4 protein-coding genes are annotated in these 10,215 nt (G+C 40.0%); all 4 read right to left on the reverse strand.

The annotated features are described in order from the left end of the window. Positions 1 to 294: 294 nt before the first annotated feature. A complete protein-coding gene (locus F7734_RS04780; protein WP_207714018.1) occupies positions 295 to 2,142 on the reverse strand; it encodes an AarF/UbiB family protein in 1,848 nt (615 codons plus the stop codon). Positions 2,143 to 2,431: 289 nt separating this feature from the next. Then, a complete protein-coding gene (locus tag F7734_RS04785; RefSeq protein WP_155743623.1) occupies positions 2,432 to 5,491 on the reverse strand; it encodes a hypothetical protein in 3,060 nt (1,019 codons plus the stop codon). Positions 5,492 to 5,681: 190 nt separating this feature from the next. Continuing rightward, on the reverse strand, positions 5,682 to 6,869 hold the full coding sequence (locus tag F7734_RS04790; RefSeq protein WP_166481735.1) for a glycosyltransferase family 4 protein: 1,188 nt from the start codon (positions 6,867 to 6,869) through the stop codon (positions 5,682 to 5,684). Positions 6,870 to 7,545: 676 nt separating this feature from the next. Next, entirely contained in the window at positions 7,546 to 7,785 is a 240-nt protein-coding gene (locus tag F7734_RS04800) for a hypothetical protein (RefSeq protein WP_155743624.1), read from the reverse strand. Positions 7,786 to 10,215 lie beyond the last annotated feature (2,430 nt).

Raw genomic sequence — 10,215 nt, forward strand, 5'->3', positions numbered from 1 at the left:
GTCTAAACACTTACCCTATAAATCTAACACATAAACAGAGCGGTGAGGAAGGCGAGTTCGGTGACTTTTACTACTAAGGCAAACGCATTAAAATTCGGCAAGAACAAGCGTAAAAGGGAACAGGCAACGCTTAACAGGGAGGAACGACCTGTTAAGCGTTGCCTTGTTGTTGAATCTTTCGACTACATTAGTTTATACATATACAATTGAAGATTATACGCATCTTTTGGGGGGGTTAAAATTTTAATGCGTTTACCCTGATGTATAAAATTGGTACAGATGTTTTCTGAAGCTTTATAAAATACTTTTTCCTTCATATTCCTTTTGCTCCAAAATAACCGAACAAACTGATAAGGTTCGGAGAAACAATATCATGGCTATAAAGATCAAAATCCATTCTAGGTATGGTATTGACGGTAACTGTCTGGCAACTTCATCAAACAGTCGATTATGAATGAGTTTAATGCTTTCAAAATGATGCTGAAATAAGAAAGAATACCCTAAGACAACTCCGCAGACCAATGTGGCAAATGAGAACATACGTAAACCGAACGCCAGAGCAAGACCAAACTTGTTATTTTTCCCTTCAAAAGGTAACGTTCGCTCCCGTAATTTGGGAAGAATCAAAGTGTTATATTCATCCACAGTTTCAAAAAAGTCCCTCATGGATGCCACAATACTCTCAATACGAATCCTCTGAATGAAAGCACGGCGCTCCGCCTGTTTATTATACGTCCTAATAGTTTTTAAGTAATTAAAATCTGGTGTGAGGTACTGCAGGGAGCCATCCAATGTTAAAAGAGATCTGCTTAGCTTCAAAAATCCCCAGTTGCTTGGTAAATTATATTTAGAAGCTACTTTTGCAATTTCACTAGTAACTCCATCCAAGGATTTTTCCTTATATGACAACCCATCGAGCCGGGATTTATCTGCCCAAGTTTCAATTCCACGAGCCATTTCCGCACGTAATCTCGGTATGTCTACTCTGGGAACATCTATGGCAAAGCGGATGAAATAGTCAGCTGCTTTCACGTAATCCTCTTTCCCTATTGCATTAGTGTAGTTTGAGTAGTTAGTCCTCAAATCTTTGTCTAGAGAACCAATGCTTCCAAAGTCAATCATCACAAACTTGCTATTACGCACTAAAAATATATTACCAGGATGTAGATCTGCATGATATAAATTATCTTCAAATATTTGTCGAAATAAGGATAAAACTAATTTTTTTCCCAACTTTTCGCGGTTAAAATTATTTTCCTCATCCCATTTTCTCGCTCTTTCAGGATCGTTATTTAAAGTGTTGATGTAATCAGCCATCAATACACCCGGAATGTACTCCATAACCAAAACTCGACGTTTGGAATATTTTTTATATACTGACGGACTGTAAACACCGTGGTTTCTGAGAGTCTTTTTCATCCGACGCATATTAGATGCTTCATAGCGGTAATCTAGCTCCTCAGTAAAAATTTTTTCCAGTGATACTACAGCTTCATCCAAACGCAAATAATTGCCAATATTCAACGTTTTCAGCAAATTGATCAAAAGTTTAATGATATCCAAATCCCGCTTGAAAGACTCCTCTAAGCCGGGACGTTGTACTTTGACCACTACAGGGGTTTTGTTTTTGGACAAAACTGCAGTGTGAATTTGAGCAATAGAGGCAGCTGCTAGCGGTTCTCGATCGAAATCAGCAAAGATTTCATCAATTGGAGCACCCAATTCCGATTCAATAGTTGAGCGTACTAACTCTATTGGAAATCCAAGAGCACCATATTGCAGGCGTGTTAATTCGTCGCATATTTCTTGGGGAAAGATGTCTGTTCTTAATGCTAGTAACTGGCCTGTTTTAACCCATAGACCACCTAACTCTTCAAATATTGCTCGCAACTCGTTTGCTGTTTTTTGTATATCCTGCTTTTTGACCAATCTGGCAAATAATATGCCTAAAAAATAAATGATAAATCGCCATATTACGTAAATGAGTGAAAACCGCCGAGTGTTAAGTTTCTCAACTATTTTTACTTTTTTTCGTTGTTTTTTTTCAATAATTGGTGTAGGAATATATTTTTCCTTAAGCATTTGTTCAAGCAGACGTAAATTATCAACCAGTCTAGAAATACTAGCAGCGAATACAGGCAAAAGGCAAAAAATCCCAGGATATGCCAGAAAAATAAATTCCCTAATATTTTAGTTCTTTTGGTGCATCAGTCCTAGATATATTGAACAACCCCGCCAAGGCTTAGCCAAAAGGCGGGGATTCTATTTTAATGAGCTTGTCCGATTGGCACAAGATTGATTAATGTGGTGGACTAATAGTCCAAGATTGTCTTTCTAGATTTTTTTTGCCTAACAATAGCAATCACCGGCTGTACATCATCATCTATTTCCCCTGATTTACGCATAAGAGAAATCGTCTTTTTTACTTTTTTCAAAAGCCGACCCCTACCTTGCAGAAAATTGTGGATATCATCCTTCTTTTGGCTGCCGAATTCAAGAACAATAGTGTCTGCTTTTTTCCGTTTACCTTCTTTCTTCTCAATTTTTCTTCTTTCTTCTCAATTTTTTCTTCTTTACTCTCAATTTTTTCTTCTTTCTTTTCCTTTTTTTCTTTCTTTTCCTTTTGTTTACTTTCTTGAGTGTTGATTTCTTGACTCTTCTTTAATAGCAACCGCAAACAATCGATCCAATGGGAACCAGTACCCCTATCTGTTACGATCGTCAGTGTATGCTCCCCTTGAGCCAGCGCACCCAAAGGAATTTGGTTTTGTTTGAGTTTCCCTTCCCCCTCCCCTAAAATTTGAATCAAGTTCTTTCCATCTAGGAACAAGGTATCTATTTCCGAGCCAAAGAAATCGTAGAAGAGTATCAGTTCCCCTTCGTCATAATTGCGCTCCAGCACAAAGCGAATATTCAGCTTATCGGTTGAAGGAATGGGTTTCCCTTCGCGCTCGGGTTTTGGAGTTAGCCCCGGTTTTACTAGAAGGAATGGCATACTAGATTCATTTACCGGATCGCGATCGACTCCGACGGTATAGGTAAACTCCTGTTGCCAGCCACCTGCTGGCACAAAATCTTTACCACACTTACCAGGTTTGCCGATTTGCCAAAGCGTTTGTGTTTGAGAGCTTCCTGTTAGTTCTGATGAAGAAAGTGTATTTGTCTTGTCACTAACCGCAACAGCAATCAGCCCTTGCCCGGTTGTATGAGTGAGGAGAATTTGATTAGTTTGAGACGCTGGATCTAAATCAACAATGGAGTTGCCATTATTTTGATAAATAGCTTTCACGCCTGCAAAAATTGGATGAGAACTATTAACGGGTTGATTACCACTAATTTCGTTATATACACCCAAAAGTTTTAAACCAAAAGCATTGAGAAAAGTATTCCAACGGTCGGCTTCCTGCTGAGGTCCACCCGCACCTGTTCCTGCACCTAAATAAACGTTACCTCCAGCTTTGACATAATCAATTAACACTTGATTATCAGCCAAATCTCCACACAGAAAGATACCATCATAGGTTAACAAAGTTGGCAGATCGAATTTAATAATTTTGCCAGTAGTCCACGTGTAACCTGCTTTAGCTATTGTCTGTGCTAACACAGATTCGGTCAATCCAAAATTAGTGGAGTAGGCATGGAATTTCCCCGTGCTACGCCCCCCAGTAAACCATTTAGCAATGTTGGTGACAAACGTCGCCGTGTCAGGAGCTTGTGTAAACCCCGTATTACTTAAAGTCCATTCGTCTGCGTTGACAACTATCTTACCAATTTGAACATTATTCAAAGGCGTTTGTGTTTGAGAGCTTTCTGTTGGTTTTGATGAAAGTGTACTTGTCTTTTCACTAACCGTAACGGCAATCAGCCCTTGTCCGGTTGTATGAGTGAGGAGCAGCTCGGTAGTTTCAGACGCTGGATCTAAATCAACAATGGAGTTGCCATTATTTTGATAAATAGCTTTCACGCCTGCAAAAATTGGATGAGAACTATTAACGGGTTGATTACCACTAATTTCGTTATATACACCCAAAAGTTTTAAACCAAAAGCATTGAGAAAAGTATTCCAACGGTCGGCTTCCTGCTGAGGTCCACCCGCACCTGTTCCTGCACCTAAATAAACGTTACCTCCAGCTTTGACATAATCAATTAACACTTGATTATCAGCCAAATCTCCACACAGAAAGATACCATCATAGGTTAACAAAGTTGGCAGATCGAATTTAATAATTTTGCCAGTAGTCCACGTGTAACCTGCTTTAGCTATTGTCTGTGCTAACACAGATTCGGTCAATCCAAAATTAGTGGAGTAGGCATGGAATTTCCCCGTGCTACGCCCCCCAGTAAACCATTTAGCAATGTTGGTGACAAACGTCGCCGTGTCAGGAGCTTGTGTAAACCCCGTATTACTTAAAGTCCATTCGTCTGCGTTGACAACTATCTTACCAATTTGAACATTATTCAAAGGCGTTTGTGTTTGAGAGCTTTCTGTTGGTTTTGATGAAAGTGTACTTGTCTTTTCACTAACCGTAACGGCAATCAGCCCTTGTCCGGTTGTATGAGTGAGGAGCAGCTCGGTAGTTTCAGACGCTGGATCTAAATCAACAATGGAGTTGCCATTATTTTGATAAATAGCTTTCACGCCTGCAAAAATTGGATGAGAACTATTAACGGGTTGATTACCACTAATTTCGTTATATACACCCAAAAGTTTTAAACCAAAAGCATTGAGAAAAGTATTCCAACGGTCGGCTTCCTGCTGAGGTCCACCCGCACCTGTTCCTGCACCTAAATAAACGTTACCTCCAGCTTTGACATAATCAATTAACACTTGATTATCAGCCAAATCTCCACACAGAAAGATACCATCATAGGTTAACAAAGTTGGCAGATCGAATTTAATAATTTTGCCAGTAGTCCACGTGTAACCTGCTTTAGCTATTGTCTGTGCTAACACAGATTCGGTCAATCCAAAATTAGTGGAGTAGGCATGGAATTTCCCCGTGCTACGCCCCCCAGTAAACCATTTAGCAATGTTGGTGACAAACGTCGCCGTGTCAGGAGCTTGTGTAAACCCCGTATTACTTAAAGTCCATTCGTCTGCGTTAACAACTATCTTACCGATTTGAGATGTTTGAGAGCTTTCTGGTGAAGGTGCTTGAGTACTGGTTCCTTGTCCTTGCCCTGAGAAAGCTTCAATGATAGCATCTTTGCGTTCGCTCTCAGGCTGGAAGATTCCCAAACATCCTCCTTGTTCATCGGTAACCACCCAAGGATGATGAACATAAGTTGATTGTGTGTACGACTCTCCTGATTTTAAATCTTTGTATAATTGGCGCTGTCCTTGGTAGTTAATCCAGTAAACTTTCACTAAAGCGCTGGTTTTGTTAACGAAATTTACGCTGGTAGCAGCTCCTCCCTCGAGGGAACGAAGCTGACTTTCATTCTCGCAAGCCTGCTTTGACAATTGATTTGTCTGGTTAACGGTTGTCATGGTTTTAACTTTTGATTTTCAGCGTTGGATGTGTTAAAAAGAGCGGAGCCTTCCCTACGTTCTGCTCAAAATGAGCTGAATTTTTAGAATTGCTCATTAACATAGAATAAACAGTTCTATGCTGAGTCTGGTGAAGTCAGTTAACCGAATTACTTCAATTAACTACGAATTCCTTCGTTTTGCCTACTTCTCAAGTCAGTACTGTATCTTTAGGATCGTCTAACAAAATTCTATTGCTCCTGCGGTCGTCTGCCAAAATCTTCAAAATATCTGAAGCAACTCGAGACCAGCTATAGTAAACCTCACTCAGGTAACGCCCCCTCCGACCCATTTCTTCAGCTAAATCTGGTCTAGACAAAAGGTAGTTGATCTGAGTAGCAAAAGCATGAGGGTTTTGGTAATCATTAATGATGAGACCATTTTGGTCTGGAACGATCACCTCAGCGTTACCACCCCTAGCAGTGGTAACGATCGATAACCCCGTTGCCATCCCTTCATAGTGGACTCGAGCTAATGGCTCCTGCCATTGAGAGGCGCAAACAAATATATCCCCTAGCAGGAAGTAATCTGGAATGTTAACTGGTGGAATGAAACCACTGAAGCGTACAGAGTCACCCAAGCTTTTTGCTTGCTCCTTGAGTTCAAGAACGTAGCTATCTTCTTCATTCTTTCCATACCATTTACTGCCAACTAGCAAGAGTACTGCAGACGGATGTTGCTCAATGACTTCAGGGAAAGCAGATATCAAAATATGAGGTCCCTTTTTCTTAGACAGACGCCCTACGCTTAGCACCACTTTTCTGTCCTTCAACCCATGTGCAGCTAGCAGCTCCGCTCGTCGCTCAGCAGCATCTGGTGCCCATCGCGGTTGGAAGCGCTTTAGGTTTACTCCAGCATAAACTGGTTGTAGCTTGTGTCGGTATTCAGGAAAGAGATTGGCAATTCCATGTGCAATAAACTCACTAACCGTAACCACCCTCTCAACTCTCTGTAGGCAATGCCGAGCTTCATCAGGAGCAATCTTGCCATCTTCAAACATCTCGTTATGCATGCTGAGTAGAAAACGACTCTTCGGAGTCGCTGCTGCAACCATTGGGAGATATTTAGGTCGATTGTAAATAATCACCCAATCAAACATCTCCCCAGCAACAAAATTGGCTACCGCCTGATAGTACTCTTCAACATCGCCAGCAGCCCGTTCGTAGCGAATTCCATCCCGAACTTCACGGTCGGGCAGATCTGGGTCAGACACCGAGAAAACTGTGATTTTATGTTCTCGACTCAAATAAGGCAATATCTCATCAATGTAAGTCTGAATAGCCCCACCTCGGATAAAAGGAACAGGTAACTTTTCTGTACAGACTAATAAGATCTTCACGTTATTGATTTGACCTCTTACGTTGATTTTGCAAACAGTGATTCAAGAAAATGCTCCGTATAAATCTTTGTCCCTTTCCCTTCTACCCTAACCCTAATACCCTATTTACAAGTCAGTCAGTCTTCTTCACCCCCTTTTTCCCACCTGCTGAATGCTAGTGGGCGCTTATAACTGTTCCATCAACGTTCTGAGTCGCTTACATATCTTCGCAGACTTGGTTCCAAACGCTGGCTTTTGACCACCGAAACCGTGTTGCTATACTCTCCCACAGACCATAGCGTTCTCACATATCCCGCCACGGTGCTCCAGTTCTTAATGTCCATAAACACAGATCGGTGATAACCGTGCGGGGGTCATTATTTGGGTTGCCTGTTCGCGGTAAACATGGTTGTAAAAACTAGGTTTGCCACTAGGGTGTTGATTCTAATGGTTTTTAGGCGATAATTTTTGATACGGAATCCGTGTTCCAAGGCGCGAGGAGAAAGACTTAGATTTAATGAGGGACTTCTCCCTACTTGAGCACTCAAAAGCTACATAAAATGCCTTGGGCACATTTCTTGCAAAATCAACACCCTAGTTGACTACTTAGAAAGCTGAGTTAAAAGTTGCTTTAAGAGATTAAAGCAACTACGTATCTAAATTTTATTGTGTTGTGGTTATAGTTTTAAAACAAATCCTAGTCCCACAGTCCTTTACTAGAAGATCTTTTCTGCTTGACAATCACAATAACTGGCTGCACAGAATCGCCTACTTCCCCTGCCTTCTGTAGCTCAGAAATCGTCCTTGCTACTTTCTTGAAGAGCCGCCCCCTACCTTCTCGAAGGTCGCGGATTCGATTCTTTTTTTGGCGACCGAATTCAAGAATAATAGTATTTGCTTCCTTTGATTTACTACTTTCACTCTTAGTTTCTGCCATTAGCTTACCTCGCTGTTCTTTGCTATATTTTATACGACTACACAATCCCTCAATCCGCTGACTGTCATCGTTTCACGGAGGGTTGTGATTTATCAATGTTTCGAGAAATCAAGGTGATTTTTTTCACTCAAAACCAAGACTTATTGTCGCGACTTACTTTTTTAAGAGGATGGCTTAAAAGTCACAGAAGGCACTGTTTTCCGTTTCTAAGTAGAGTCAGTTACATCAAAAACCTAGGTTTGGTCTATGTATTGACATACTTTGCTCTACTAACATATGAAAACAAAGTGCCCTAGAAAAACATCCTCATAAGGGAAGATAAGCCTCCTTAATGGCGGCTACTTTTTTCTACGTCTTGGGAATACTGCTTGCAGAGGAAACTAATATAGGTCTAGTTTGTATATACTATATAGACCTCCCATCTTAGACAAAGACTTGCTCACATTTTTATTTAAATCACGAAGCCAGCCGTTTTTCTTCTTTCTATTCGATCTTTCGTGCCGATCTAGGTAAGTTTTAGTTGCTTTGACTTGATTTCTAGCCATACGCCTGACGTTCTTCTCCCAAGGGCTCAAAAGTTTCGATTGCTTCTTTTTCTTCTTTCTCTTTCTCTTTACACTCTTACCGTAGACAGTTTCTGGATAACCACCAATGGAAGAATCCTCGCTATGGAGGACTACAACTCGTTTAAGATCTACTTTGTCGCTCATGTCTGTTGTTTTTTGACAAAATTAGTTTTACGGTTCATGTAAACTCTAACATAGATAATAGCTCAAAATAAAACAAAAATAAGTATCTCAGCAGAAGAAAACTGATGTTTTGTTTTCAACCCAGTTGGCAACCGCAAAAAGGCTTTTTTCAAGGTATGCTTATACCCTATGCCCCCTAATTTATTGCCATCCTAAATTATTCATAAGAAATTGATAACTGCTAGGGGAGAATATAATTTGCGACTATACAACAAAGTCCACCTAAGTGGACTTTACTAGAATAACATGCGCCTGTCTGGCTTTATCTGTACGATCGCGATTTCTAATAGCCAAGGCTAAATTAAATTTGACATGGATATATGATAATATTTCTACGTATTTTCTCTCAAAACATTTAGGATTGCTATACAAGTAGGGTTTTGGAGTTGAGGTAAAGGGTAAGGGGCAAAGGAACAAAGCTACTTACACTCATGGTGGTGAAATGATTTGCATTGGCTTGGGTTAAGCGGAGAGCATACCTACATTTAACTAATTCATCCCGCATTTACGCAACGCCTTTTTCCTCACCTGAGAGAAATCCGGGAGTAAACTGCAACTATGGCGCAGGATGTGAAGTTTGTTTACCACGTGGCTAAAATTGGTTGATTTTTACCCACTAATTAATAAGCAAACCTTATAATTTATCCCAGAGCGTCAGCTTCTGTAAATTTCCCAAAAAATGGTCTTTTTCCTCAAACCTTTAGAAACCACGGGACTTGGCGATGCAATTAACAACTTTCTCAGTCGCGTAAAGCGATCGCCAGAAGAAGTCGTCGGAGAGTAATTCTCAGAAACGGTCATTTGATTTCCTCCAAATCGCTGCTTGTCAATCGATTGAAACACTGGAAAATTTCTACATAATAAACTCTCCTATAATCTGTAAAAATTCAATGACAGTTAAGACACTTAAGAAGTCAAGTTAAAAAATTTTTGGGACAGTTAAGACATTTAAGACAGTTAAGATAGTTAAGATAGTTAAGATAGTTAACAGCAGTTCTTAATCGAATGTAACAGGGCGATCGTCAAGATACGCGCAAAAAGAGACACTTTAATAAACTCTTATAAAGATAATTGCTGAAACCCCTTGATTTACCGTTGTTTTATTGCCAAACTGTAAAATGGAAATATTGGGCTAATACCAACAGTCTTCTCTTTATCTTGCAGCAAGCAGCACTACTCAAGCCTACCCCCAAGACCAACCACTTTTGACCACACCCGTTGAATGTTAAGTAATATTTCCCCAACAGTATTCGTATTCCCCTTGGTGTAATTATGTATGAGGAAGTAATTGCTGTACGTTCGCTTATTTTTAAATCTGAAGGGGAATTAAAGCCTTAGCTCAAAAGGGAAAAAGCTATTTTTAAGTAAACCGTTATTTATAAGTAAAATTTATGATTATTACAGAAGGCTACTAGAGGCTATTATTGAAAAGGGTGTTTATAAATAAAAAATAAAGAGCACCTCAATCATTCCCCAGGACAAATATTTTGGGAAAGACAGTCGTCGTATTTGAGTCGAGTGCCATGAGTCGAAAGCTTTATCTCACAGACATTTCAGAATTAAATCTTGCTCTAAAAAATGAGCGAACCTACAGTCATTGGTTGTATTTGTGGATTAGTTCGTTTACAGGTGTAGTATGCTTAAAATGTGACGTTTAAAGGTTTGGTATGTCTATTTTTCC

The organism is Scytonema sp. UIC 10036 (assembly GCF_009725235.1).